1 protein-coding gene is annotated in these 1,271 nt (G+C 53.2%); it reads right to left on the reverse strand.

Translation table 11 applies throughout. The features are described 5' to 3' along the window. Positions 1-36: 36 nt before the first annotated feature. A protein-coding gene (locus ACTTK7_RS17220) for an IS3 family transposase (protein ID WP_462869329.1) occupies positions 37-1,196 on the reverse strand; the annotation gives its coding sequence in 2 pieces (ribosomal slippage) (positions 37-920 and positions 920-1,196; 1,161 coding nt in all). Positions 1,197-1,271 lie beyond the last annotated feature (75 nt).

A 1,271-nucleotide genomic window follows, 5' to 3' on the forward strand; every position in this document is an offset into this window, starting at 1 on the left:
TGCACTGACCTAGAAATATGAGACAAGATAAAGCACCTAGCCTTCTGCCGTTCGGTATTCCACCGGCGTGTGGAAGGCTAATTTCGTAAAAGGTCGCTGATAATTGTAATAATACATGTACGTCTGCACGTTTTCTAGTATAATGGTAGACGTTAGGGGCACCCCTTGCGGGGTGCGGAATCCTTCCGACTTTAGCGAGGAATGGAAGGATTCAATGACGGCATTATCAAAGCAGTTGCCTCGGCGCGACATGCTTGTGATAATGCCTTTTTTGTGAGCTGCCTCCTGAAAGGCATAAGAGGTGTACTGGCAGCCCTGATCGCTGTGGAGGATCGTACCGCTGGTTTCCCGGCCGGCGCAGGCTCGTTCCAGGGTGTCGAGCACCAGGGCGGTATCCTGCCGATCGCGGATCGTATACGCCAGCACTTCATTGTTGTACAGGTCCATCACGGTGGATAAATACCACATGGTTGGCCCGTACGGCAGGTACGTGATATCCGTAACCCATTTTTCATTCGGCTGCCGGGCTTGAAACTGTTGATCCAGCCGATTCGGTACCACCATATCGGAGAGGCCGGCGGGTTTCCGGGTCCGTTTAGGTTTGATTTGGCACTGGAGGCCGTACTTCTGCATGATGCGCTGGACGGTGCACCGATGGACATGAATCCCATGATCTTTTCCCAACAGTCCCCGGATGGTCCGGTGCCCCACCCGAAACTGGAGGGAGTGGCAGAGGTCGATAATCTGTTGGTCGAGCCCGGAGGGCTCCCACGACTTCCGGCACCAACGGTAATAGGTGGCCCGGGGCACCCCAAACATGTGACACAAGAACGTTACCGTATACGTTTGCCGGTGCTGGCCGACGAAGGCGAGGAAGACTTCCGGGTCCACCTCCTTTCGAGTTCCTGGTACTTTCCCCGCAACGCCTCCTTCATTTCGTAGTACTCCACCTGTTGCCGCAACTGGTCGATTTCGCTGTCTTGCGGACCTTTGCCATACGTGTACTGCTTGCCAACCGGCTGGCGAAGACGATGCTCTTCTCCGTTCTGGACCCACCTGGCCCATTGTTTGATTTGCGATACATTCTTAATGCCGAAGGCATCCATGAGTGACCGGTTGCTCCATCCTTCCTCCCATTTAAGCCGTAGAACTTCCCGTTTCACTTCTGCTGGATACCGTCGTTTACTTTCTCCCATAAGAAAAACACCTCCATCTATCGATCCTACTACGAATACGACGTGAGAGGTGCTTTTATCTGTCTCATTTATTTA

The sequence above is a fragment of the Marinococcus tarijensis genome (assembly GCF_054971385.1).